This is a genomic window from Tsukamurella pseudospumae (assembly GCF_001575195.1).
GTDB lineage: Bacteria > Actinomycetota > Actinomycetes > Mycobacteriales > Mycobacteriaceae > Tsukamurella > Tsukamurella pseudospumae.
This window is the reverse complement of sequence record NZ_LSRF01000058.1, coordinates 1,063,252-1,086,355: the sequence shown is the minus strand read 5'-3', so window position 1 is coordinate 1,086,355 and position 23,104 is coordinate 1,063,252. Positions and strand designations below refer to the sequence as shown.

Here is a 23,104-nt window from a genome sequence, read left to right as displayed (position 1 = left end):
TGCGAATCACCACCGTGATTCCCGACCTTCGAGGAGGCAGCGTGTCAGCTCCCACCGCACCGTCGAACACGGAGACGGACGGCGACATCACCTACGTCCGCACCGACCCGTCCCTGCCACCCGTGGCGATCATCGACCGTTCGCCGATCACGACGAAGCACAAGGTGATCTTCGGCGTCATCGCGATCATCGGCGCCGTGGCCTGGGCGATGATCGCCCTCGCCCGCGGCGAGACCGTCAACGCGGTGTGGTTCGTGCTGGCGGCCGTGTGCACCTACGTCGTGGGCTACCGCTTCTACGCACGGCTCATCGAGCTCAAGGTCGTGCGCCCGCGCGACGACCACGCCACTCCGGCGGAGATCCTCGACAACGGCACGGACTACATGCCGACGGACCGCAGGGTCCTGTTTGGCCACCACTTCGCGGCGATCGCCGGCGCCGGGCCGCTCGTCGGCCCCGTCCTCGCCGCGCAGATGGGTTACCTGCCCGGCACGATCTGGATCATCGTCGGCGCCCTGGTCGCGGGCTGCGTCCAGGATTACCTCGTGCTGTGGATCGCTACCCGGCGCCGCGGCCGCTCGCTGGGCCAGATGATCCGCGACGAGCTCGGCGCCGTCGGCGGCGCCGCGGCGATCATCGGCATCGCCGCGATCATGACGATCCTCATCGCGGTGCTCGCGCTGGTCGTCGTGCAGGCGCTGGGCCACAGCCCGTGGGGCGTGTTCTCCATCGCGGCGACCATTCCCATCGCCCTGTTCATGGGTGTGTACCTGCGCTACCTGCGACCGGGCCGGGTGTCCGAGGTCTCGCTGATCGGCTGCGTGCTGCTGCTGGCGGCGGTGATCGGCGGCCGCTACGTCGGCGAGAGCGGCTGGGGCAAGGAGCTGTTCACCCTGACACCGGTCCAGCTGAGCTGGGCGATCATCATCTACGGCTTCGCGGCGTCGGTGCTGCCGGTGTGGCTGCTGCTGGCGCCCCGCGACTACCTCTCGACCTTCATGAAAGTCGGCACCATCGTGCTGCTGGCCGTGGGCATCATCATCGCCCGCCCGCTCATGGAGGCCCCGGCGGTCTCCGACTTCGCCACCCGCGGCGACGGCCCCGTCTTCGCCGGCTCCCTGTTCCCCTTCCTCTTCATCACCATCGCCTGCGGCGCGCTCTCGGGCTTCCACGCCCTGGTGAGCTCCGGCACCACGCCGAAGCTGCTGGAGAAGGAGGGGCAGATGCGGCTGATCGGCTACGGCGGAATGCTCACCGAGTCGTTCGTGGCGATCATGGCGCTGATCACCGCGTCGATCATCAACCAGCACTTCTACTTCGCGATGAACGCACCGCTCGCGAAGACCGGCGGCACCGCCGAGACCGCGGCCACCTACGTCAATTCCCTGGGTCTGAGCGGTGATCCGATCACCGGGCAGGAGATCGCGCAGGCCGCCAAGGACGTCGGCGAGGAGAGCATCGTCTCCCGCACCGGTGGCGCCCCGACGCTGGCGCTCGGCATGTCGGAGGTGCTGCACCAGGTGTTCGGCGGATCGTCGATGAAGTCCTTCTGGTACCACTTCGCGATCATGTTCGAGGCGCTGTTCATCCTCACCACCGTCGACGCCGGCACGCGCGTCGCCCGCTTCCTCGTCTCCGACGCCCTGAGCAATCTGGGCGGCCCGTTCCAGCGGCTCAAGGACCCCAGCTGGCGCGTCGGCGCCTGGGGCGCTTCGCTGCTCGTCGTCGCGGCCTGGGGCAGCATCCTGCTGATGGGCGTCACCGATCCGCTCGGCGGCATCAACACGCTGTTCCCGCTCTTCGGCATCGCCAACCAGCTCCTCGCCGCGATGGCGCTGACCGTGGTGGTCGTGGTGGTGGTCAAGAAAGGCTACTACAAGTGGGTCTGGATACCGGCGATCCCGCTCGTCTGGGACCTGATCATCACCATGGTGGCGTCGTGGCAGAAGATCTTCAGCGCCGACCCCGCCGTGGGATACTGGAAGCAGCACAGCAACTTCAAGGCCGCAGCCGAGGCAGGCCTGCAGAAGTACGGATCCGCGAAGACGCCCGAGGCGATCGACGCGGTGGTGCGCAACACCTTCATCCAGGGCACGCTGTCGATCGTGTTCGCCGTCATGGTCCTGATCGTGGTGATCATGGGCGTCTGGACGATCTACCGCACCGTGTCCGGCAACGGCCGCCCGCTCACCGAGGAGGAGCCGGTGCCCAGCACGCTGTTCGCCCCGAAGGGACTCATCCCCACAGCGGCGGAGAGGAAGGTGCAGGAGCAATGGGACGCAACGGGAGTGACCCGATCATCCGGGCACTGAAGGCGGTCCGCTGGTACGTGGGATCGGTGATGGGCGACAACCACTACCAGCGGTACGTCGAGCACCGTCGGGCCACCCACCCGGACGAGCCGGTCATGACCGAGCGGGAGTACTGGAAGGCGCGCCACGACGGCGCGACCGTCCAGGTCCGCTGCTGCTGAACGGCGCACCGACGACGGTGTCCGAAACCCGCTAGCGCGATCGCTCCGGCGGTGCGAGAGTCGAGGACGTGACCAACGGATCAGCACTCCTCGACTTCGACCGGTGCTACCGGGCGATCGCCGGCCGGGACGCGCGGTTCGACGGGCAGTTCTACACGGCCGTCGCGACCACCGGCATCTACTGCCGGCCGTCCTGCCCCGCCACGACCCCGAAGCCGCAGAACGTGAGCTTCCACATCACGGCCGCCGCCGCCCAGGCCGCCGGGTACCGGGCGTGCCGACGGTGCCTCCCCGACGCCGTGCCCGGCTCGCCCCGGTGGAACCTCGAATCCGACCTCGCGGCGCGGGCCATGCGCCTCATCGCCGACGGCGTCGTCGACCGCGACGGGGTGTCCGGCCTCGCCGAGCGACTCGGGTACAGCCCGCGGCAGCTCACCCGCGTCCTCACCGCGGAGCTCGGCGCCGGCCCGCTCGCCCTGGCCCGCGCCCACCGCGCCACCACGGCACGGATCCTCATCACGAGCACCCCGATGCCCTTCTCGGACATCGCCTACGCCGCGGGCTTCACCTCCATCCGGCAGTTCAACGACACCGTCCGCGAGGTCTTCGCCCGCACACCGTCGGAACTACGGGCACAGCGGAGCCCCGACCGCACCGGCGCCACCGGGGAGATCACCCTCCGCCTCGCGCTGCGCGGGCCCTACGCCACCGGGTGGGTGCGGTGGTTCCTCACCGCGCACGCCGTCCCGGGCCTCGAGCACGCCGACGGTGACCGCTACACGCGCGTCCTGAACCTGCCGGGCGGGAACGGGATCGTCACCGTCGACCTGAGTACCGCGACGGACAGGTACGTCCGTGCCACCCTGTCGCTGACCGCGATGAGCGACCTCGGCGCGGCGGTCGCCCGGCTGCGACACCTGCTCGACCTGGACGCGGATCCACTGGCCGTGGACGAGGCGCTGGCCGCCGATGCACGACTCGCGCCCCTCGTCGAGGCCACGCCGGGCATCCGCTTGTTCGGCTGCGTGGACCCGGCGGAGCTGCTGCTGCGCACCATGATCGGGCAGCAGATATCCATCGCGGCGGCGGCGACCCATCAGGCACGGCTCGTCGACGCGCTGGGCGCGGAGGTCGACGACCCCGGGGGGCGGGTCACGCGGGCCTTCCCCACCCCGGCCGCGGTGGCCGAACGCGGGGGCGACGTGCTCACCGGCCCGCGAGCGCGGATCGCCGCGATCCTCGGGGTGGCAGCGGAACTCGCCGACGGGCGGCTCGAGCTGCACTCCGGCATGACCCGCGCCGAGACCCGCGCGGAACTGCTCCGGCTCAAGGGAATCGGCCCGTGGACCGCCGACTACGTCGCGATGCGCCTGCTCGCCGACCCCGACACACTGCTCTCATCCGACCTCGTGGTCGCGAAGGGCGCGAAGCACCTCGACCTCGACATCACCACGAACCGCTGGAGCCCGTGGGGCAGCTACGTCTCGCTGCACCTGTGGAACCACGCCCTCACCACCGACCGGAGGATCACCCCGTGACCGCGTACAGCTCGACCACCGAGACCCCCATCGGCCCGTTCACCGCCGTCGTCGACACCGACGGTGCCGTCCTCGCCTCCGGCTGGACCGCCGACCTCTCCACCTTGCTCCCCGTGATCCACTCCGCGTTGCGGCCCACCGCCGTCGACGAACGCACCGACCTCGGTGCGGTGACCCGCGCCGTCGCGGCCTTCCACGCCGGCGAGGTGACCGCGATCGACGACATCGTCGTCCGCCAGCGTTCCGGCGCGTTCGTCGAGCACGCCTGGGACGTGCTGCGCACCGTCGAACCCGGAAGGCCCGTGACCTACACGGAGTACGCCGACCTGTCCGGGCGGCCCGCGGCCGTGCGGGCCGCGGCGATGGCCTGCGCCCGCAACGCCGCCGCGCTGTTCGTGCCCTGCCACCGGGTCCTGCGACTGGACGGCTCCCTCGGCGGATTCCGGTGGGGACTCGCCGTCAAGGAGTGGCTGTTGACGCACGAGGCACATACGATCGCGGCGTGAGCGATGAGATGACGAACCCGCCGGGCACGCGGACCCGCAGCGAGGTGTACGGCGCCGCGGGCACCTGGCTGGCGCTGTGGAGCCTCCGGATCATCGCCATCGCGGCGATGTTCTACGTGCTGACTTGGGTGATCGCCGAGTTCTGGTCGATCCTGCTGCCCGTCCTCCTGGCGATCCTGCTGTGCACCGTGCTGTGGCCACCCGTGCGCTGGCTCCGCGGCAAGGGGCTACCGCCGGCACTCGCCACGGCCGTGACGCTGCTGCTGTCGCTCGGCCTGCTGGGCGGCGTGATCGGGCTCATCGCCCCGTCGATCGGCGGGCAGTCCAAGCAGATCGCCGACAAGGCCGTCGAGGGCGTGGGCAAGGTCCAGAAGTGGGCTCAGGGCCCGCCCCTGAACCTGCAGGACGAGCAGATCAGCAAGTTCGTCACGTCGATCACCAAGAAGCTGCAGGAGAGCGCTGAGACCATCGCCTCGGGCGTGTTCACCGGCGTGAGCGCCGCGGGGTCGTTCGTCATCGCGCTCGTCATGGTGGCGATGCTCACCTTCTTCTTCCTCAAGGACGGCGACAAGTTCATGCCGTGGCTGCGGCGGCACTCGGGCACGCCCGTCGCCGAGCACTTCGCGGAGCTGCTCACCCGGGTCTGGGGCACACTGGGCGGGTTCATCCGCACGCAGGCTCTAGTCAGCCTGATCGACGCGCTGTTCATCGGCCTCGGCCTCGTGATCCTGCAAGTGCCGCTCGCCGGCGCGCTCGCGGTGATCACCTTCCTCGGTGGCTTCGTTCCGATCGTCGGTGCGTTCGTCGCGGGCGCGCTCGCCGTCATCGTCGCCCTGGTCACCAACGGCTTCGGCACCGCGCTGGCCGTGCTGGTCGTGGTCATCGCCGTACAGCAGCTCGAGGGCAACGTGCTCTCGCCGATCCTGCAGTCCCGCTCGATGCAGCTGCACCCCGCGATCGTGCTGCTCGCCATCGCGTTCGGCAGCACGCAGTTCGGCATCATCGGCGCGTTCCTGGCGGTCCCCGTCGCGGCCGCCATCGCAGTGCTGTTCCGCTATCTCGGCGAACTGGTCGACGAGAAGACGGGCGAGACGCCTCCCCCCGACGACGAGCCGTCCAAGCCGAGTCTCTGGGACCGGCTCCGTCGCAAGCCCGCACCCGAGCCCGCCGACGAGGCACCCGCCGACGCCGTCTGACGAAACTTGTCAGGGGGTTCGTCCATGCTGTCGGCATGGACCTCTCGCACCTGATCGTCGCGCTGCTCGCGCTGGTGGTCGGCGTCGCCGGCGGGGTGATCCTCGCCAGGGTCGTGCCCGCCCGGCCCGCGTCGCCCGACGGTGCCGCCCCGGGCCCGGACGCCGTCGCCGGTCCGGTCAACGCGCTGCTGGCGCCGCTGCGGCAGACCCTCGACGCGCTGGGACACGAATTCGCCGTCGCCGAGCGCAGCCGGGTGGCCGCGTTCGCCGGGCTGCGCGAGCAGATCGGCACCGTCGCCCGCACCAGCGAGGCGCTGCGCGCCGAGACCGCGACCCTGCGCTCGGCGATGAAGTCGTCCACCGTACGCGGCCGATGGGGTGAGCTCCAGCTCGAGCGGGTCGTCGAGCTGGCGGGGCTCAGTAGGCACTGCGACTTCTCCACGCAGTACGGGGCCGCCGTCGGCGAGGCTCGCGTCCGCCCGGATCTCGTCGTGCACCTGGCCGGCGGCCGGAATCTGGCGGTGGACGCGAAGGTGCCGCTCGACGCGTACCTCCAGCTGCTGGAGTCCCCGCCGTCGGAGCACGCGGCGCTCCTGTCCGACCACGCCCGACGGTTCCGCTCCCATGTCGTGCAGTTGGCGGGCAAGCGGTACTGGGAGGCGGTGGGCTCCCCGGAGCTCGTGGTGATGTTCGTGCCGGCGGAGGCCTTCCTCGACGCAGCGCTCCAGGCCGACCCCGATCTCCTGGAGTTCGCGCTCGATCGGAATGTGGTGCTCGCCACACCCACCACGCTCGTCGCGATGCTGCGGGCGGTCGCTCTCGCGTGGCGGCAGCACGCCCTCGGCGAGGACGCGGGCCGGATCCAGGCACTCGGCCGGGAACTGAACGAGCGGTTCGACGTCCTGAACAGTCACTTCGCCACACTCGGGTCCGCCCTGGGTAGAACGGTGGAGGCGTTCAACACCACGGTCGGGTCGTACAACGCGCGCGTCGGGGTCACGGCGCGGCGGCTGTCCGATCTGGCGTCCATGCCCGACGGTGCGCGCGAGGAGCCCCTGGAACTCACGCTCACGCCGCGAACAGTCCCCACCGGGTCGGATTCTCGGTTCTCACAGCCTTAACCGGTACGGTTCACCTGTGTCGAAGTTCCAACCGTCCCGCTCGCAGGTGCCGGTCGACGAGCGGTCCGTGCTCGCGACCGTCCCCGGACTGCCCTGGTGGGGTGCCGTCCTGACCCTGCTGGTGTTCACCGGAGTCGGTGCCGTAGCGGCGGGCGAGTACACGGGCAGCAACGCCGGGGTCCTCGCGATGGCGGTCGGTGCGATCGTCGCCGTGCTCGCCGTGCGCAATCGGGCGCTGTTCACCGCGATCGTGCAGCCACCACTGGTGATCGCCACCGCGATCCCGGTGTACAAGTGGTTCTCCCTCCCCAGCCCCCGCAGCACCAGCAAGATCCTCACGGACGTGCTCTTCCCGCTCATCTCACTCTTCCCGTGGATGTTCTGGATCTCGGTGGTCGTCATCGCGATCGGCGGTGCCCGGTTCATGCTGTACCGGCGGCTCACCGCGACCGCGCGCAGCGTGCAGCGGGCCGGTTCGACCAGCGCGAAGTCCGCCACCGTCGCGAAGTCCGGCACCACCACGAAGTCCGGCACCGCCACGAAGGCCGGGGCCGCGAAGAAGCGGGCCGGGTCCTCCGGCCCTCCCCTCGGCGAGCGACTCCGTGCAGCGTTCACCCGCATGCGTCCCGACCCGGCCGCGGCCCCCGCAGCGGCGGGTGCTGCCGCCCTCGTCGCCGACGGCGCCGCGCGGTCCGAGCGCCACCAGGGCCGCTCGTCGCACCGGTCCAGTCGTGCCGTCCGGGACCGCGCGGAGCGCCGCGAGCGCTCGGAGACCGCGGCCACCGAGTCGGCGGCCCGTGGCCGCAGCTCCGCCGCCCGGCGCGACGACCTCGGGCGCGCGGAGCCCCGTCGCGAGGGTGCCCGCCGCGAGGACCCGCGCCGCGAGCGCACCCGCCGCGAGGAGATCGCCGCCCGCGACGCCGGCGCCCCGGCCACCCAGGTCAACCGCGTGGTGCGTCCCGACTCCGCGCCGATCCGTCGGCCCGAGCCGATCCGACGCCCCGTCGACGGGGATCGTCGCGACCTGCCGCGAGGGGCCCGGCCCCGGCCCGCGGTCGCCCAGGGCGACCGCCCGCGGCCCGGCGTGCACGACTCCCGGGAGCTGCGCCGCGACGGCGAGCGGCGGTCCCTCGACCCGCAGCCCCGGTGGCGCGGCACCCCCGAGACGGCCTCGCGGCCGGACGCACCGTCGGGCCCGCACCGCGCCGCCGCACGTGCGGACTCCCGCGACTACCGGCGTGAGGCGCGCGACATCGACCGCGCCCGCGGCGTCGCGGAGCCCGCCGCCCCGCGACCCGAGCGCGAGCGGCCTCGGATCCCCCGCGACGATTTCGCCTCACTCCCCCGCCTCTCGGGTGACCGCTCGGCCCAGCCCGATCTGCCGAGCCTCTCCCGGGACGCCGAGCGTCCCTCCCGGCGGGCGGAGGCACCGTCGAGCCCGGGTCGCTACGAGCACTACCGGGCGCCCCGCTACCGACCCCAGAGCGAGGACACGGCCGTCGAGACGAACTTCCGCGACGACTTCGCCGAGCCCGCGGAGGAGCCTCGGCAGATCCGACGGCACCGCTACAAGGATTGATCGGCGCTCACCACCGGCGAAAGAAACCCGCGGCCATCGGCCGCGGGTTTCTTCGTGGAACGGGTGTCGGCCCTCAGGCCTTGGCGCGGGGCCGCAGCTCGCGCGGGAGAGCGAAGACCAGCGTCTCGTTCGCGGTGGTGACGGACTGGACGTCCTCGAAGCCCTCGCCGTCGAGGTACTCGACGACTCCCTTGACGAGGATCTCCGGCACCGACGCGCCGGAGGTGATGCCGACGGTGCTCACGCCGTCGAGCCACGCCGGGTCGATCTCGCGGGCGAAGTCGATGAGGTGCGCGGCGCGGGCACCGGCCTGCAGCGCGACCTCCACCAGGCGCACCGAGTTCGACGAGTTCCGCGAGCCCACGACGATCACCAGATCGCACTCGGGCGCCATCGCCTTCACCGCGACCTGACGGTTCTGCGTCGCGTAGCAGATGTCGTCGCTCGGCGGGTCCTGCAGCTTGGGGAACTTCTCCCGTAGGCGACGCACCGTCTCCATCGTCTCGTCGACCGAGAGCGTGGTCTGCGAGAGCCAGACGAGCTTCTCCTCGTCCCGGACGACGACCTTCTCGACGGCATCCGGGCCGTCGACCAGCTGCACGTGCTGCGGCGCCTCACCGGCCGTTCCCTCGACCTCCTCATGACCCTCGTGGCCGATCAACAGGATGTCGTAATCGTCGCGCGCGAAGCGCTTGGCCTCCTGGTGCACCTTGGTGACCAGCGGGCACGTCGCGTCGATGGTGCGCAGACTGCGCTGCGCCGCGCCCTCGTGCACCGCGGGTGAGACGCCGTGCGCGGAGAACACCAGGAGGGAGCCCTCGGGCACCTCGTCGGTCTCGTCCACGAAGATCACGCCCTTGTCCTGCAGCGTCTCGACGACGTGCCGGTTGTGCACGATCTCCTTGCGGACGTACACGGGCGCGCCGTGCTTCTCGAGGGCCTTCTCGACGGTCTCCACCGCACGGTCGACGCCCGCGCAGTAGCCGCGCGGCTCGGCCAGCAGGACTCGCTTGCCAGAACTCATGCCCCCAGGCTACGGCACCTGACGGAGACTCCGCGGCCGCGATGAGGCACCCTGGACGCATGAGCCGTTTACCGTTCGTGGTCCGCGTCGCCCTCGGGGCCGTGTCGCTGGCCGCCGAGAAGGGCCAGGAGATCGTGACGGGCGCCGTCAGCGCGCCGCTCACGCTGGGCAGCAAGTCCGCGCAGGCCTTCATCGCCGTGCAGCAGGACCTCGCCGACCTGGCCGTCCGTGGCGACCGCGCGATCGAGACCGTCTTCCCCGCCAAGGAGGAGGAGCAGGCCGCCTGGGCCACGTTCGACGACGACGAGGACGTCGACGTGGACCTGCCCGCACCGGCCCGGGCCGCGTACGGCGAGGTCCGCCCCGCCTCCGAGCCCGCGGCCCCCGCCGCGGAGCAGCCCACCGCCGCGGAGCAGCCCGCCGCCACGGAGCCCGCCGGTACGCCCGCCGCAGCTCCGGCGCCCACCGCCGAGCACCCGGGCACGGAGCCCGCCGGGGCCGAGCAGGCACCGTCGGGCGCCGGACGGTACGCCCTGTACAGCTCGCCCGCCCCGGCACCGTCGGGCACCGCGACCGTCGCGGAGACGCCGGACGACCTACCGGCGGCGGCCCTGCGCATCGACTACCCCGAGCTGACGCTCGCGCAGCTGCGCGGCCGCCTGCCCGGGCTCACCACGGCCGAGGTCGAGTCGCTCGTCGCATACGAGCGCGACCACAAGGACCGGGCCCCCTTCCTGACGATGCTCGAGAACCGCATCACTCGGTGACCGCACCCGGAACCGGCGCGGCGGCCGGTCCCTCCTCCGGCGGGCCGTCGAGCGCCGAACACCCGTGGCCCGTCCGCGTGGTCTCGATGAAGATCGGGCAGTGGATCGACCGGCTCGGCGAGGTCTGGGTCGAGGGGCAGATCACGCAGCTCAACCGCCGCGGCGGCGGCACCGCGTTCCTCACCCTGCGCGACCCGTCGGCGAACGTGTCCGTGCAGGTCACCTGCCTGCCGGCCGTGTTGGACCGGTCCGACGTGCCCCTGAACGAGGGCACGCAGGTGATCGTGCGCGGCAAGTTCACCTACTGGGCCGGACGTGGCAGCCTCTCACTGCGGATCACGGAGATCCGTGCCGTCGGCGTGGGCGAACTCCTCGCCCGCATCGAGCGGCTGCGGCAACTGCTGCACGCCGAGGGCCTGTTCGACCCGCGGCTCAAGCGGCCCCTGCCCTTCCTGCCGCGCACCGTCGGCCTGGTCACCGCACGGGCCAGCGCGGCCGAGCGCGACGTGCGGTCGATCGCCGAGGGCCGCTGGCCGGATGTGCGGATCCGCGCCGAGTACGCCACGGTGCAGGGTCCGACCGCGGTCCCGCAGCTGGTCACGGCGCTGCGCGCGCTGGACGCCGACCCCGAGGTCGATGTCATCATCATGGCCCGCGGCGGCGGCAGCGTGGAGGACCTGCTGCCCTTCTCCGACGAGGCCCTCTGCCGGGCCGTGCACGCGGCCCGGACCCCGATCGTCTCCGCGATCGGCCACGAGCCCGACAACCCGCTCTGCGATTTCGCCGCCGACGTGCGCGCCGCGACCCCCACCGACGCCGCGAAGCGCGTCGTGCCCGATGTCGTGTCCGAGCTCGCGCGGATCGCCGAGCTGCGGTCCCGCGCGGCCGCGGCCCTGCGCGGCTGGGTCTCGCGCGAGGCGCACACCCTCGAGGCGCTGCGCTCGCGGCCGGTGTTCGCGCACCCGATGCGGCTCGTCGACGACCGGGCCACCGAGATCGAGCGCCTGCTGCGCGATGCCCGGCGGGACGTGCGGCGCACCGTCGACCGGGAATCCGACGGGGTTCGGCATCTGGCCGCGCGCCTGACGACCCTCGGCCCCGCGGCGACCATGGCCCGCGGCTACGCCGTGGTCCAGAAGGTCACGCCCGACGGCGAGAACCCCGTCGTGCGCAGCATCGACGACCTCGCGCCGGGCTCGCAGCTGCGGGTCCGGGTGCCCGACGGCGCGGCCAAAGCGGCGGTGATGGGCGTCGAACGACTGGGCCCGGGCCCCCTGGTTCGCCATGACGTGGCCCGGGAACGCAGCGTGACGAAGATCTCCGTACGAACCGAGGATGAGGGATGAGCGACGAGACACCGGTGGCCGAGCTCGGCTACGAGCAGGCCCGCGACGAGCTGACCGTCGTGGTGAAGCTGCTCGAACAGGGCGGGATCGACCTCGACGAGTCGCTACAGCTGTGGGAGCGCGGCGAGGCGTTGGCCAAGCGCTGCGAGGAGCACCTCGCCGGCGCGCGGGCCCGGATCGAGAAGGCCATCGCCGACGGCGAGCAGTGACCTACTTCGGCCCGGCCGACGGCGCCGAGGGAGCCTGCTCCGCGGTGCGGGGCAGCGGCGCCTGCGACTGGACCGCGGACGCGAGATCGGTGAATCGCGGCACCGTGCCGCTGCCGAAGACGACGATCACGGCACCGTCGAGCTGGAGCACCCAGGCGCTGCGATTCTTGTCGTTCGGGCCGTAGACCTCCCAGGTCCGATCCCCGACGGGGACCGTGCCCGAGGCCTTGCCCGTGGAGCCGAAGACCGATTCCACGACCTTCTCGACGGGCGCGCCGGACTGTGAGAGCTGCAGCGAGTTCTTCTCGGGCGTCACGTAATTGACGGAGAAGACCTTGCCGCCGGTGACGTCGTCATCGCGGGTGGCCGTCGCCTTCCAACCGTCGGGAACCCCGTCGACCACGCCCGCGCCGCCCGGCATCCGGACCGGGAAACCGAGCGTCTGCGCCGAAACCTCGAAGACTCCCCGCGGGTTGATGGCCGGGACCGTCTCGTCCTTCGGGTCGGCACCGAAGCCGAGCCTGAAGTTGCCGGACGCGATCAGCGCGATCAGGCACAGCACCAGCAACGGGACCATCGTGAAGACGAGGTCGCGACGGCTCTGCAGGATGCGGGGTTTCTCAGCCACGCCGTCCAGTATCCCGAAAGCGTCGGGCACCGTCGGAGGCGGCATAGCCGAACCCGGACCGGGCCCGGCATGGAAGAATCTGCGTCGAGGCCCCGCCGCGCCCGCCGCGCGCATCGAGATCAATGGAGGATCACCCATGTCCGACAGCAACACCGACGCGAATCCCATCGCCCCGGACCGGAACCTCGCCATGGAACTGGTGCGCGTCACCGAGGCCGGCGCCCTCGCCGCCGGCCGCTGGGTCGGCCGCGGCCAGAAGGAATCCGGCGACGGCGCCGCCGTCGACGCCATGCGCCAACTCGTCTCCACCGTCTCCATGAGCGGCGTCGTCGTCATCGGCGAAGGCGAAAAAGACGAAGCCCCCATGCTCTACAACGGCGAAGAAGTCGGCAACGGCTTCGGCCCCTCCACCGACGTCGCCGTCGACCCCGTCGACGGCACCACCCTCATGGCCAAAGGCATGCCCGGCTCCATCGCCGTACTCGCCGTCTCCGAACGCGGCGCCATGTACGACCCCTCCGCCGTCTTCTACATGAACAAGATCGCCGTCGGCCCCGAAGCCGCCGGCGTCATCGACATCAACGCCCCCATCGCCGACAACATCGCCAAGGTCGCCAAAGCCAAGGGCATCAAAGTCACCGACGTCACCCTCACCGTGCTCGACCGCCCCCGCCACGACCAACTCATCGCCGACATCCGCGCCACCGGCGCCATCGTCCGCCTCATCTCCGACGGCGACGTCGCCGGCGCCATCGCCGCCGCCCGCCCCGAAGCCAAGACCGACATCCTCGTCGGCATCGGCGGCACCCCCGAGGGCATCATCGCCGCCGCCGCACTGCGCTGCATGGGCGGCGAGATCCAAGCCACCCTCGCACCGTCGAACGACGCCGAACACCAACGCCTCGCGGACCTGGGCATCGACCCCAGCATCGTGCTCGGCACCACCGACCTCGTCCGCGGCGAACACGTCTACTTCGCCGCCACCGGCGTCACCGACGGCGACCTGCTCCGCGGCGTCCGCTACCGCGCCGACGGCGCCACCACCCAGTCGATCGTCATGCGCAGCCGCTCCGGCACGGTCCGGATCGTGGACGCGACCCACCGCCTGACGAAGCTCAAGACCTACGCGCAGATCTTCGACTGAGAGTGATCTTCTCCTCGGGCCCTGGGAATGATCCCGGGGCCCGAGTACTTTTCTAAGGTATGGCTAACACCGCTGATACCCCGGAGACCGAGTACCGCATCGAGCACGACACCATGGGCGAGGTCCGGGTGCCGGTGGACGCACTGTGGCGCGCGCAGACGCAGCGCGCCGTCGAGAACTTCCCGATCAGCTTCCGCCCGCTCGAGCGAGCGCAGATCCGGGCGATGGGTCTGCTCAAAGCCGCCGCGGCACAGGTCAATCAGGACCTGGGGCTGCTCGCGCCCGACAAGGCCTCCGCGATCATCGCCGCGGCGCGCGAGGTGGCCGACGGCCTGCACGACGACCAGTTCCCCATCGACGTGTTCCAGACCGGCTCGGGTACGAGCTCCAACATGAACGCCAACGAGGTCATCGCGTCGCTCGCGGCCCGTGCCGGGGTGCAGGTGCACCCGAACGACGACGTGAACATGTCGCAGTCCTCCAACGACACCTTTCCGACGGCCACTCATGTGGCCGCGACCGAAGCGGCGGTGACCTCGCTGATCCCGGCGCTCGAGCACCTGCAGGCGGCGCTCGCCGCCAAGTCGGTGGCGTGGCGATCGGTGGTCAAGTCCGGCCGCACGCACCTGATGGACGCGGTACCCGTGACGCTGGGCCAGGAGTTCGGCGGCTACGCCCGGCAGGTCGAGGCGGGCGTCGAGCGCGTACGCGCCACGCTCCCCCGCGTCGGCGAGGTCCCGATCGGCGGCACCGCCGTCGGCACCGGGCTCAACGCGCCGGAGCGATTCGGCTCGCTGGTCGTGGCCGAGCTGGTCAAGCTGACGGGCGTCGACGAGATCCGGCTGGCGAAGGACAATTTCGAGGCGCAGGCCGCGCGCGACGGGCTCGTCGAGCTGTCGGGGGCACTGCGTACCGTCGCGATCTCGCTGACCAAGATCGCCAACGACGTGCGCTGGATGGGTTCCGGGCCGCTGACGGGCCTCGGCGAGATCGCCCTGCCCGATCTGCAGCCCGGCAGCTCGATCATGCCCGGCAAGGTGAACCCGGTGCTCCCGGAGGCGGTCACGCAGGTGGCCGCGCAGGTGATCGGCAACGACGCCGCGGTGGCGTGGGGCGGCGGCAACGGCGCCTTCGAGCTCAACGTCTACATCCCGATGATGGCCCGCAACGTGCTGGAGTCGATCGCCCTGCTGGCGAACGTGTCCCGGCTGTTCGCGGACCGCTGCATCGACGGGCTCGTGGCCCACGAGGACCGGCTGCGGACGCTCGCGGAATCGTCTCCGTCGATCGTGACGCCGCTGAACTCGCTCATCGGTTACGAGGAGGCCGCGACCGTCGCGAAGCAGGCGCTCAAGGAGAAGAAGACCATCCGCCAGACGGTCATCGACCGCGGCCTGATCGGCGACGAGCTCACGCTCGAGGAACTGGACCGGCGGCTCGACGTGCTGGCCATGGCGAACGTCGACCGCCAGCGCTGATCGCGCTCAGGTGAGCGACGCGGCACCGATCGCGCCGTAGGGCGCCGGTGCCGGCGCGCATTCCCCGTCGATGGCGAGCGCCGAGACGGTGACCGACCGGGCCCCCGCGACGGAGACCGAGATCTTCTCCGGTTGACCGTTGCGGGTGAGCACGGCCGAGAGGCGGGAGTCGCCGTCCACGATGAAGGAGATGCGCACCTGCAGGTCGCTCGGGGTGTGCGGCTGCAGTCCGAGGACGCCAGTGAGCTTCGAGAACTCGCCGTTCAGCCGGTAGACGGCCGTCGAGGCCGTGCCCTCACAGCCGATCCAGACGCCGGTCGCACTGCGGTAGGTGATGCCGGCGAGGCTTGCCGTCAGCGCCTGCCCCGTCCCGCCGACCGCGCTGGACGTGGCCAGCCGAGTGTAGAGCGGGGTGCCGGTGGGCGTCGCGCTGGACTGCTCCGCGGGCGCGACCGCGGCGGCCTTGGTATCCACGCTGAGGCCGCCGGGGTGCGCCTCGTTCGACGACGCCGCCGGTCCGCCGCACGCGGCGAGCGCGAGCCCCGACGCACAGAGGACAAAGGTGAAACTTGTTCTCAATCTCACTCTGCGAGCGTAGCCCGTAGGGCGATGTTCGGGTCCCGCTCAGCGGCGATCGACGAGAACGTACGACGCCCCGGCGGCCGCCGCCGCCACGCCCAGGGCGGACGGCCACGCGCCGAACTTCTTCGCCAGCGGATGCGAAGCGCCGAATCCGCCCAGGTAGACCGCACCGAGAGCGGCGGCGGTGGTCGCACCGCCCTTCGCGTACCAGCCCTGCGCGGCCGCGGCGCCCGCCGCCGCCAGCACGACGCCACCCAGCGGACGGATCCCCGTCTCCCGCGCCACGTAGTAGCCGCCCACGAGCCCCGCCGCCGCGATCGGCGCCGTTCCGATGCGATCGATGATGTTCGTCATGCCTCGACAGTACCCACTACCGCGCGTAGTAGTTCTGTGGTTCCGATCGAAGTACGCGCGATGCCTGCACGAACGTCGCCCCAGGCGGCGAACGATCCGCGTTTCCACAGGTCACCGATCCCTCCGCGCCGCTGAGCCCGACGTTGGTGCGCTCAGCTCGGGTAGTAGATTCCTCCCGGGAGGTGCGAGATGTCCTTTTCGCCGGGTGAGGTCTTCGCGGGGTACACGATCGTGCGTCGTCTCGGCGCGGGAGGCATGGGCGAGGTGTACCTCGCGCAGCATCCTCGCCTGCCTCGCCACGACGCGATCAAAGTCCTCCCACCGCATCTCGCGACGGATGAGGCCTTCCGGCTACGCTTCCTCCGCGAGGCCGATCTCGCCGCCACCCTCAATCACCCCAACATCGTCGGAGTTCTCGACAGGGGCGAGGAGGGCGGTCGGCTGTGGTTGTCGATGCCGTACATCGACGGGATCGACGCTGCGGCGCACATAGCGCAGTCTCCGGGCGGCCTGCCGTTCGACGCGGTCGTCGCGATCGTCCGCGACACCGCTGCAGCACTCGACTTCGCGCACCAACGGGGCATCCTCCATCGGGATGTCAAGCCCGCGAACATCATGCTCGACGGCTCGCGTGCGTTGCTGTCCGACTTCGGGATCGCTCGGGCGGCGGGCGACACGTCCGATCTGACCGCCACCGGGACGACCATCGGTTCCGTCGCCTACGCCGCGCCGGAGCAGCTCCGGGGCGACGAGATCGATTCGCGCGCAGATATCTACTCACTCGCTACGACCGCCTATGCCCTCCTCACGGGCTCCCGGCCGTTCGACAGGAGTAGTCCCGCGGCCGTGATCGCGGCAGCACTCGACGGCGCCGTCGTTCCGGTGACCACCAGGCGCCCCGATATCCCTCCGTCCGTCGACAGTACGATCGCCCGTGGCATGGCCGGCTCCCCCGCCGATCGCCCTCGGAGCGCCGGAGAATTCGCAGCTGAACTCGCTGCGGCACCGGCGGAGCCGACGGTCATCCGCGCCGTGCCGCCCGCGGCGGGGGCGCACGACGTCCCGACGATGATCGCGCCGACTCCGGCGCCGTCACGGCCTCCCGAGCGGAAGTCCCGGCGCACGTGGGTCCTTCCCACCGCGGTCGCAGCTGCCCTCGTGGTCGGCGCCCTCGTAGCGGGCACAGCCGCGATGCTCGGCCGCTCCGATTCCACCGGAGCCTCTCCTGCCATCGAATCGAGCACTGTTCCGGCGACCGTCGTGGTTGCCCCGCCGACCATGACCGTGCCCGCGACCGCGCCGGCGCCCACGGTCGCCCCGGCGCCGACCGCGCCATCGCGCGGCGCCGGCGACCTCGGCCTCACCCGAGCGGTGAGCCGGCCGCCGTGCGACGGGAGGTTCATCCTGATCCTGGGTTCGATCGAGCAGTCGAACCCCGCGGTCAAGAGCCTCGTGAACGACCAGTTGTCATCGAATCCCGGCGCCGAGTACTTCTACAGCCGGGCCCTGAATTGCGGCTCGATCCGCTCCGCCGACGACAACGGCGAGGCCTTCTACACTCCCTACATCGACTACGGCACGTCGAGCGTGGCTGCGTGTAACGGACTGCAACACCGCGGTGTCTACGTTCGCGTCCTCCGCAACAGCACCGGCACGGGAGAGGCCGCGAACCCGTGCAAGTAAGTTCGAGGGTATGAGTACACCCCGCTGGTTCACCGACACCAAGGACGGCCACAGCGAGTGGTACGTCGAGCGCTTCCGGACGATGGCGCGCGAGGGCGCGGACCTGGCCGGCGAGGCGCGGCTGGTGGACGCGATGGTGGGCCGCGGGTCGCGGATCCTGGACGCCGGTTGCGGACCGGGGCGCATCGGCGGCTACCTGCATTCCGTGGGCCACGACGTGACCGGCGTCGACGTCGATCCGGTCCTCATCGCCGCGGCCGAGCAGGATCACCCGGGTCCGCGCTGGCTGGTCCAGGACCTGGCAGGGCTGGACCTCGACGGCGTCTTCGACGCCATCGTCTGCGCGGGGAACGTCATGGTCTTCGTGGCGGAGGGCACGGAGACGACGGTGCTGCGGAACTTCCGCGCGCACCTCGCGGACGACGGCTTCGCCGTGGTGGGCTTCCACACGAACCGCGGGCTCACGCCGGAGCGGTTCGACACCCACGCGAAGGACGCCGGCCTGCGCACCGACCTGCGCCTGGCGACCTGGGACGTCAGGCCGTGGCACGACGACGCCGACTTCGCGGTGACGATCCTGCGCCCGGCCTGACCGGGACCGGGTCTACCGCTCCTTGGAGCGCACCCGAATACCGCTGAGCGGCAGGGCGACCTCACCCGACGGGTCGGTGAAGAAGTCGTTGCCCTTGTCGTCGACGACGATGAACGCGGGGAAGTTCTCGACCTCGATCTTCCACACCGCCTCCATGCCGAGCTCCGGGTACTCGATGACCTCCTGCGACTTGATGCAGTCCAGCGCCAGACGCGCCGCGGGCCCGCCGATGGAGCCGAGGTAGAAGCCGCCGTGCGCATCGCAGGCCTGCGTGACCTGTTTGGACCGGTTCCCCTTGGCCAACATGATCATCGAGCCGCCCGCGGCCTGGAACTGGTCGACGTAGCTGTCCATGCGGCCCGCGGTGGTGGGGCCGAAGGAGCCGGACGCCATGCCCTCCGGCGTCTTCGCGGGTCCCGCGTAGTAGACGGGGTGGTCCTTGAGGTACTGCGGCATCGGCGCGCCCGAATCCAGCAGGTCCTTGATCTTGGCGTGTGCGATGTCGCGTGCCACGACCAGCGGCCCGGTCAGCGACAGCCTGGTCTTGACCGGGTACTTCGACAGCTCGGCGAGGATCTCGGGCATCGGTCGGTTGAGGTCGATCTCGACGACCGCGCCGCCCTCGATGTCCTCCGCCACACCGGCATCCGGCATGTACTGCGCGGGATCGGTCTCGAGCTGCTCGAGGAAGACGCCGTCCGCGGTGATCTTGCCGAGCGCCTGCCGGTCCGCCGAGCAGGATACGGCGATCGCGACGGGCAGCGACGCACCGTGCCGCGGCAGGCGCACCACGCGCACGTCGTGGCAGAAGTACTTGCCGCCGAACTGCGCGCCGATCCCGAAGGACTGCGTCAGCTCGAAGACCTTCTCCTCGAGCTCCTTGTCGCGGAAGCCGTGCGCGGCAATCGATCCGGTCTCCGGCAGCTCGTCGAGGTAGTGCGCCGAGGCGTACTTCGCGGTCTTGAGCGCGAACTCCGCCGACGTGCCGCCGATGACGATCGCGAGGTGGTACGGCGGGCAGGCCGCGGTGCCCAGTGAGCGGATCTTCTCGTCGAGGAACTTCAGGATCCGGTCCGGGTTGAGGATCGCCTTCGTCTCCTGGAACAGGAAGGACTTGTTGGCCGAGCCGCCGCCCTTGGCCATGAACAGGAACTTGTACTCCGGCCCCTTCGGCCCCTGCTCGGTGGCGTAGATCTCCACCTGCGCAGGCAGGTTGGTGCCTGTGTTCTTCTCCTCGTACATGGTGATCGGCGCGTTCTGCGAGTAGCGCAGGTTCAGCTTGGTGTACGCGTCGAACACGCCGCGCGAGACCCATTCGCCGTCCTCGACGCCGGTCAGCACACCCTCGGCCTTCTTGCCCATGACGATCGCCGTGCCCGTGTCCTGGCACATCGGCAGCACGCCGCCGGCGGAGATGTTGACGTTCTTGAGCAGGTCGAGCGCCACGAAGCGGTCGTTGCCCGACGCCTCGGGGTCGTCGATGATCTTCCGCAGCTGCTTCAGGTGCGCGGGCCGCAGGTAGTGGCTGATGTCGTGCATCGCCTCGGCGGTCAGCTTCTGGATCGCCTCCGGCTCCACCTTGAGGAACTTCTGCCCGTCCACCTCGAAGGTCGACACGCCTTCGGTGGTCAGCAATCGGTACGGCGTGGTGTCCGGGCCGATGGGCAGTAGATCGGAGTAGATGAATTCGGGGCTGTTCGAAGTCACGCCTTCGAGGGTATTCCCCCTGCACATCCGTGTCCGGCTTAGGCTGCCCTACCTGCGGCGTCCGTTCCCGACGGTGCCGTCACCGCAGGACCGGGAGGGCCAGACCGAGGGCACCGACGACACTGAGCCACAGCCGCGCCAGGTTCCACGCTCCCCACGTACGCGCGAACTCGGCCCAGTCGACGGTGCCCGCCATCAGCCGCTGGTTGAGGGGTACGTTCACCGCCACCGTCAGCGCGAACGCCGCGATCGCGCACAGCGCCCCCAGCACGCCCGCGGTGGTCCGACCGCCGAACCCGTCCGCGATCACCAGAGCGACGGCGGCCACGAGCGGCACCACCGCCCCCAGCACGAAGATCGCGAGGAAGGGCGGCCGCTCGACCGCGACGTTCATGCGGCGCATGGCCTCGGCACCGTCGGATACGCCGTGCTGGGCCGTGATCACCGTGGCGTAGGCGAAGTAGAAGCCGGCCAGCAGTGCGCTGAGCAGCGCAGCCGATCCGAGGAGGAGTTTGAGTGTCATGGTTCCAGGATCACGCCCCGGTGTGGCGTCATCCATGGTTCAGGCCCCTGATTCCATACGCATTCGTCTAACCTGACAGGGGTGGACCCCCTGTTCCGGATGGTCTCCGGCCTTCGCGCTCGGGGCCTGTTCTCGCTGCGCATCTCCATGGCGCCGCCGTGGTCCGTCGACATCGACGACGGTGCGCCGCTCAGCGTGATCGCCGTCGCCCTCGTCGCGCACGGCCCGCGCTACCTCGTCGCCGACGATCCGGGCCGCGCCCCGACGGTCCGCATCGGGCCGGGCGGAACGTGCATCCCGCTCACCGAATCGATGCGGTCGACCACCCATCGCGGCCTGCTCACGTGGGGCAACCACGACGACGGTGCCGATCAGCTCCTGGTCGGCACGTACGCCTCGGCATCCCAGGTCGGCCGGCACCTCGTCGAGCAGCTCCCCGTCTTCACCGTCCTCCCGCCGGGCGAGGTCGATGAAGCCCTGCTGGGGTTGCTGCGCCGCGAGCTCGCGGACCCGCGCCCCGGGCACAGCTTCGTCATCGACCGCCTGCTCGATGTGGTGGTCTGCGCCGCGATCCGGGCCGCGGCGCACACCGCCCCGACCGGGTGGCTCTCCGGCAGCGTGGACGACACCGTGGCAGGTGCCCTGGACCTGATCCACGACGCGCCGGAGCGGCCGTGGACGGTGGCGGCGCTCGCCGCGGAGTTGCACGTCTCCCGGGCCGGCCTGGCGGCCCGGTTCCGGGATGCGGTCGGCGAGCCGCCCGGGCGGTACCTGACCCTGTGGCGCCTCACCCTGGCCGCGGACGCGCTGGCGTCCACCGCCGACGGGCTCGAGGCGATCGCCCGCCGGGTGGGCTACGGATCGCCGTACGCGCTGAGTGCCGCGTTCACGCGGCACCACGGGGTGAGCCCGTCGCAGTACCGCAGGACCGCGCGCCTCACCTGAAGCCGAACAGCGGAGGGAAGGCCAGAGCGACGATCGCCGCCCACGCCGCGTACGCGGGGAGCGTGCCGGTCTGCCAGCGCTCGACCGAGACGAAATCCCTACGCCCGCGGACGAATCCGACGCCGAGCACGGCCGCGCCGGCGAGGATCACCAGCAGGATCAGGTTCAGCCCCACCACCGCGGCCTTGTTCGGTGAGGCGCCGAACTCGGCGGTCCGGGTGAGCATCGCGACCAGCACCACCAGGTCCACGGCGATCGCCGCGACGACGAGGGCCACCTGCAGCCGATCGAAAACATCGGGCCGGCGCCGCGGGTCGCGGGCGGAGACCGCGTAGAGCAGCAGCCCCACCACGAGGACGAGTACCACCGTCATGAAGACGAGCAGGTCGCGGTCCACGCCGATCAGCCCGGGCCGGGAGGCGAAGGCCACCAGCACCACGAGCAGCATGAGCAGCGTGATCGGGGTGAAGATCCGGGTCAGCACGGGCGCGATGTTCTCGATCACCTCCTGCTTCGCCTCGACCAGCCACGCCGCCACCAGCACCGCGCCGCCCACGCAGACCGGCAGCACCCAGGTGGTGATCGGGGTCTCGGCCTGCAGTCCGACGGTGCTGAGCGCGCCGATGGTCAGGCCGGTGATCGCGCCGCCGCCGAGGGCGATGAGCAGGAAGTAGATCGCGTACTCGCCGGTGAACCGCACGAAGTCCATCCGGCGCGGCCCCGAGCGCCACGCGCCGCCGGTGTACGCCACGCCGACGCCGAACCACAGCACCACGGGGGTGGCCACGACGCACAGGACCTCGGTCGAGGTGCCGGAACCGAATCGGTACGCGGCGAGCACCGCCGCCGTCACCACGAAGCCGCCGAGGACGATCGCGGCCCCGCGGACGGGCATCGATCGCTTCCAGGCGAAGTAGGCCACCAGGAAGGGCGCGACCGCGAAGGCGACGAACCGCGGCGACACGTCGCCCAGCAGCTGCAGCACCGCGAGCAGCGAGAGGCCCGCACCCGCACCCAGCGCGAGCACCACCGGCAACTCACCGCGCCGCGCCGCCGCGTCCTCTGCGGCACCCAGCACCAACTGCTTCCACAGCCGATCGGAGTGCTCGCGGGCGAACTCGTGGGCGACCGCGTCCGCGGCGCCCATCCGCTTGACCGCGACGAGGAAGGACTCATCGCCGTCGAGACCGCGGGCCTCGAGGTCCGAGATCGTGTCGCGCAGATGCGATTCGAGTTCGTCGACGTCCTCGGGCCGCAGCTTCCGCCGGCCCTCCAGGTACCCGCGCCACTGCCGGATCTGCGCATCGACGGGGCCGGTCATGCGAGCCCCGGGTGCGGCGCACCGTCGGACCAGAGGACGTCGAGGGCGGCACTGACGGCCCGCCACTGGTCCCGACGGTCCGCGAGCGCCTCCCGGCCGGCAGGGGTGATGGCGTAGTGCTTGCGCTTGCGACCGGTCTCGGCGACCTCCCACCGCGATTCGACGTGTCCGAGCCTCTCCAGGCGATGGAGCAGCGGGTAGAGCATCCCGTCGGACCACTCGAGGCGCCCGCCGGAGAGGTCGCGGATGCGAGTGAGGATGGCGTAGCCGTAGCTGTCCCCGCTGCTGAGGATGCTCAGCACCAGCGGGGTCGCCGACGCGGCGACCAGGTCCTTATCGATGTGCATGCCGACCTCCATACCTAGAACCACTAGGTACAGGTATACCT

General features: G+C 71.0%; 23 protein-coding genes. 15 read left to right on the top strand and 8 right to left on the bottom strand.

Annotated features, from left to right (window positions below):
* Positions 1-41 precede the first annotated feature (41 nt).
* The 7 genes from AXK60_RS23850 (at position 42) to AXK60_RS23820 (ending at position 8,413) form a co-directional block, all read left to right on the top strand.
* Complete coding sequence (locus AXK60_RS23850) at positions 42-2,312, top strand: carbon starvation CstA family protein (protein ID WP_068575003.1); 2,271 nt, start codon at positions 42-44, stop codon at positions 2,310-2,312.
* Entirely contained in the window at positions 2,273-2,473 is a 201-nt protein-coding gene (locus AXK60_RS23845) for a YbdD/YjiX family protein (protein WP_068575002.1), read from the top strand. Before AXK60_RS23850 ends, AXK60_RS23845 begins: the two co-directional genes overlap by 40 nt.
* Before the next feature lie 68 nt (positions 2,474-2,541).
* Positions 2,542-4,011: an AlkA N-terminal domain-containing protein gene (locus AXK60_RS23840; protein WP_068575001.1), complete on the top strand. Its 1,470-nt coding sequence runs from the start codon at positions 2,542-2,544 to the stop codon at positions 4,009-4,011.
* Positions 4,008-4,517 (top strand): methylated-DNA--[protein]-cysteine S-methyltransferase, encoded by a 510-nt coding sequence (locus AXK60_RS23835; protein WP_068575000.1) that lies wholly within the window; start codon positions 4,008-4,010, stop codon positions 4,515-4,517. Before AXK60_RS23840 ends, AXK60_RS23835 begins: the two co-directional genes overlap by 4 nt.
* 8 nt (positions 4,518-4,525) lie before the next feature.
* Positions 4,526-5,713 (top strand): AI-2E family transporter, encoded by a 1,188-nt coding sequence (locus tag AXK60_RS23830; protein WP_068575331.1) that lies wholly within the window; start codon positions 4,526-4,528, stop codon positions 5,711-5,713.
* A gap of 35 nt (positions 5,714-5,748) precedes the next feature.
* Positions 5,749-6,834 carry a DNA recombination protein RmuC gene (locus AXK60_RS23825; RefSeq protein ID WP_068574999.1) on the top strand — a complete coding sequence of 362 codons (1,086 nt, stop codon included), beginning with the start codon at positions 5,749-5,751 and terminating at the stop codon, positions 6,832-6,834.
* A 16-nt stretch (positions 6,835-6,850) separates the two neighbouring features.
* On the top strand, positions 6,851-8,413 hold the full coding sequence (locus AXK60_RS23820) for a DUF6542 domain-containing protein (protein ID WP_068574998.1): 1,563 nt from the start codon (positions 6,851-6,853) through the stop codon (positions 8,411-8,413).
* A gap of 73 nt (positions 8,414-8,486) precedes the next feature.
* Here AXK60_RS23820 and AXK60_RS23815 read toward each other — a convergent pair whose 3' ends face one another.
* A complete protein-coding gene (locus AXK60_RS23815) occupies positions 8,487-9,437 on the bottom strand; it encodes a 4-hydroxy-3-methylbut-2-enyl diphosphate reductase (protein ID WP_068574997.1) in 951 nt (316 codons plus the stop codon).
* A gap of 59 nt (positions 9,438-9,496) precedes the next feature.
* On the opposite strand from AXK60_RS23815, the gene AXK60_RS23810 reads away from it, so the two are divergent.
* The 3 genes from AXK60_RS23810 to AXK60_RS23800 are packed head-to-tail and all read left to right on the top strand — an operon-like array spanning position 9,497 to position 11,759.
* Positions 9,497-10,204 (top strand): lipid droplet-associated protein, encoded by a 708-nt coding sequence (locus tag AXK60_RS23810; RefSeq protein WP_068747016.1) that lies wholly within the window; start codon positions 9,497-9,499, stop codon positions 10,202-10,204.
* Positions 10,201-11,550 (top strand): exodeoxyribonuclease VII large subunit, encoded by a 1,350-nt coding sequence (gene xseA, locus AXK60_RS23805; protein WP_082778223.1) that lies wholly within the window; start codon positions 10,201-10,203, stop codon positions 11,548-11,550. The genes AXK60_RS23810 and xseA overlap by 4 nt, the downstream gene beginning before the upstream one ends.
* Positions 11,547-11,759, top strand: a complete 213-nt coding sequence (locus AXK60_RS23800) for an exodeoxyribonuclease VII small subunit (protein WP_068574995.1) — start codon at positions 11,547-11,549, stop codon at positions 11,757-11,759. Before xseA ends, AXK60_RS23800 begins: the two co-directional genes overlap by 4 nt.
* A gap of 1 nt (position 11,760) precedes the next feature.
* On the opposite strand, the gene AXK60_RS23795 is transcribed toward AXK60_RS23800, so the two are convergent.
* Positions 11,761-12,387 (bottom strand): DUF4245 domain-containing protein, encoded by a 627-nt coding sequence (locus tag AXK60_RS23795; protein WP_068574994.1) that lies wholly within the window; start codon positions 12,385-12,387, stop codon positions 11,761-11,763.
* 136 nt (positions 12,388-12,523) lie between these two features.
* Between AXK60_RS23795 and glpX the strand changes: the two genes are divergently transcribed.
* Both glpX and AXK60_RS23785 read left to right on the top strand, forming a co-directional pair.
* Entirely contained in the window at positions 12,524-13,531 is a 1,008-nt protein-coding gene (glpX, locus tag AXK60_RS23790; RefSeq protein ID WP_068574993.1) for a class II fructose-bisphosphatase, read from the top strand.
* A gap of 59 nt (positions 13,532-13,590) precedes the next feature.
* Positions 13,591-15,009, top strand: a complete 1,419-nt coding sequence (locus tag AXK60_RS23785) for a class II fumarate hydratase (protein WP_068574992.1) — start codon at positions 13,591-13,593, stop codon at positions 15,007-15,009.
* Positions 15,010-15,015: 6 nt separating this feature from the next.
* Here AXK60_RS23785 and AXK60_RS23780 read toward each other — a convergent pair whose 3' ends face one another.
* Together AXK60_RS23780 and AXK60_RS23775 are read right to left on the bottom strand one after the other, a co-directional pair.
* Entirely contained in the window at positions 15,016-15,594 is a 579-nt protein-coding gene (locus AXK60_RS23780) for an NPCBM/NEW2 domain-containing protein (RefSeq protein WP_082778221.1), read from the bottom strand.
* A gap of 39 nt (positions 15,595-15,633) precedes the next feature.
* Positions 15,634-15,945, bottom strand: a complete 312-nt coding sequence (locus AXK60_RS23775) for a hypothetical protein (RefSeq protein ID WP_068574990.1) — start codon at positions 15,943-15,945, stop codon at positions 15,634-15,636.
* Positions 15,946-16,134: 189 nt separating this feature from the next.
* On the opposite strand from AXK60_RS23775, the gene AXK60_RS23770 reads away from it, so the two are divergent.
* Positions 16,135-17,628, top strand: a complete 1,494-nt coding sequence (locus AXK60_RS23770) for a serine/threonine-protein kinase (protein WP_082778220.1) — start codon at positions 16,135-16,137, stop codon at positions 17,626-17,628.
* A 10-nt stretch (positions 17,629-17,638) separates the two neighbouring features.
* Positions 17,639-18,220, top strand: a complete 582-nt coding sequence (locus tag AXK60_RS23765) for a class I SAM-dependent methyltransferase (RefSeq protein ID WP_068574988.1) — start codon at positions 17,639-17,641, stop codon at positions 18,218-18,220.
* A 12-nt stretch (positions 18,221-18,232) separates the two neighbouring features.
* Here the strand turns inward: AXK60_RS23765 and AXK60_RS23760 are convergent, their stop codons facing one another.
* Positions 18,233-19,954, bottom strand: coding sequence for a fumarate hydratase (locus AXK60_RS23760; RefSeq protein ID WP_068574987.1), 1,722 nt, complete (start codon positions 19,952-19,954; stop codon positions 18,233-18,235).
* Positions 19,955-20,006: 52 nt separating this feature from the next.
* Entirely contained in the window at positions 20,007-20,450 is a 444-nt protein-coding gene (locus AXK60_RS23755; RefSeq protein WP_068574986.1) for an anthrone oxygenase family protein, read from the bottom strand.
* 81 nt (positions 20,451-20,531) lie between these two features.
* On the opposite strand from AXK60_RS23755, the gene AXK60_RS23750 reads away from it, so the two are divergent.
* Positions 20,532-21,395: an AraC family transcriptional regulator gene (locus AXK60_RS23750; protein ID WP_244881161.1), complete on the top strand. Its 864-nt coding sequence runs from the start codon at positions 20,532-20,534 to the stop codon at positions 21,393-21,395.
* Here AXK60_RS23750 and AXK60_RS23745 read toward each other — a convergent pair.
* Positions 21,388-22,716, bottom strand: coding sequence for a permease prefix domain 1-containing protein (locus tag AXK60_RS23745; protein WP_068574985.1), 1,329 nt, complete (start codon positions 22,714-22,716; stop codon positions 21,388-21,390). The genes AXK60_RS23750 and AXK60_RS23745 overlap by 8 nt on opposite strands.
* Positions 22,713-23,063, bottom strand: a complete 351-nt coding sequence (locus AXK60_RS23740; RefSeq protein ID WP_068575329.1) for a PadR family transcriptional regulator — start codon at positions 23,061-23,063, stop codon at positions 22,713-22,715. Before AXK60_RS23740 ends, AXK60_RS23745 begins: the two co-directional genes overlap by 4 nt.
* Positions 23,064-23,104 lie beyond the last annotated feature (41 nt).

Excerpts from the sequence above, each read along its gene's own strand:
- AXK60_RS23755 (WP_068574986.1), bottom strand. The coding sequence starts at position 20,450 with ATGACACTCAAACTCCTCCTCGGATCGGCTGCGCTGCTCAGCGCACTG.
- AXK60_RS23775 (WP_068574990.1), bottom strand. The coding sequence starts at position 15,945 with ATGACGAACATCATCGATCGCATCGGAACGGCGCCGATCGCGGCGGCG.
- AXK60_RS23770 (WP_082778220.1), top strand. The coding sequence starts at position 16,135 with ATGTCCTTTTCGCCGGGTGAGGTCTTCGCGGGGTACACGATCGTGCGT.
- AXK60_RS23810 (WP_068747016.1), top strand. The coding sequence starts at position 9,497 with ATGAGCCGTTTACCGTTCGTGGTCCGCGTCGCCCTCGGGGCCGTGTCG.
- AXK60_RS23760 (WP_068574987.1), bottom strand. The coding sequence starts at position 19,954 with ATGTGCAGGGGGAATACCCTCGAAGGCGTGACTTCGAACAGCCCCGAA.
- AXK60_RS23765 (WP_068574988.1), top strand. The coding sequence starts at position 17,639 with ATGAGTACACCCCGCTGGTTCACCGACACCAAGGACGGCCACAGCGAG.
- glpX (WP_068574993.1), top strand. The coding sequence starts at position 12,524 with ATGTCCGACAGCAACACCGACGCGAATCCCATCGCCCCGGACCGGAAC.
- AXK60_RS23740 (WP_068575329.1), bottom strand. The coding sequence starts at position 23,063 with ATGCACATCGATAAGGACCTGGTCGCCGCGTCGGCGACCCCGCTGGTG.
- AXK60_RS23825 (WP_068574999.1), top strand. The coding sequence starts at position 5,749 with ATGGACCTCTCGCACCTGATCGTCGCGCTGCTCGCGCTGGTGGTCGGC.
- AXK60_RS23830 (WP_068575331.1), top strand. The coding sequence starts at position 4,526 with ATGACGAACCCGCCGGGCACGCGGACCCGCAGCGAGGTGTACGGCGCC.
- AXK60_RS23815 (WP_068574997.1), bottom strand. The coding sequence starts at position 9,437 with ATGAGTTCTGGCAAGCGAGTCCTGCTGGCCGAGCCGCGCGGCTACTGC.
- AXK60_RS23785 (WP_068574992.1), top strand. The coding sequence starts at position 13,591 with ATGGCTAACACCGCTGATACCCCGGAGACCGAGTACCGCATCGAGCAC.
- AXK60_RS23745 (WP_068574985.1), bottom strand. The coding sequence starts at position 22,716 with ATGACCGGCCCCGTCGATGCGCAGATCCGGCAGTGGCGCGGGTACCTG.
- AXK60_RS23800 (WP_068574995.1), top strand. The coding sequence starts at position 11,547 with ATGAGCGACGAGACACCGGTGGCCGAGCTCGGCTACGAGCAGGCCCGC.
- AXK60_RS23845 (WP_068575002.1), top strand. The coding sequence starts at position 2,273 with ATGGGACGCAACGGGAGTGACCCGATCATCCGGGCACTGAAGGCGGTC.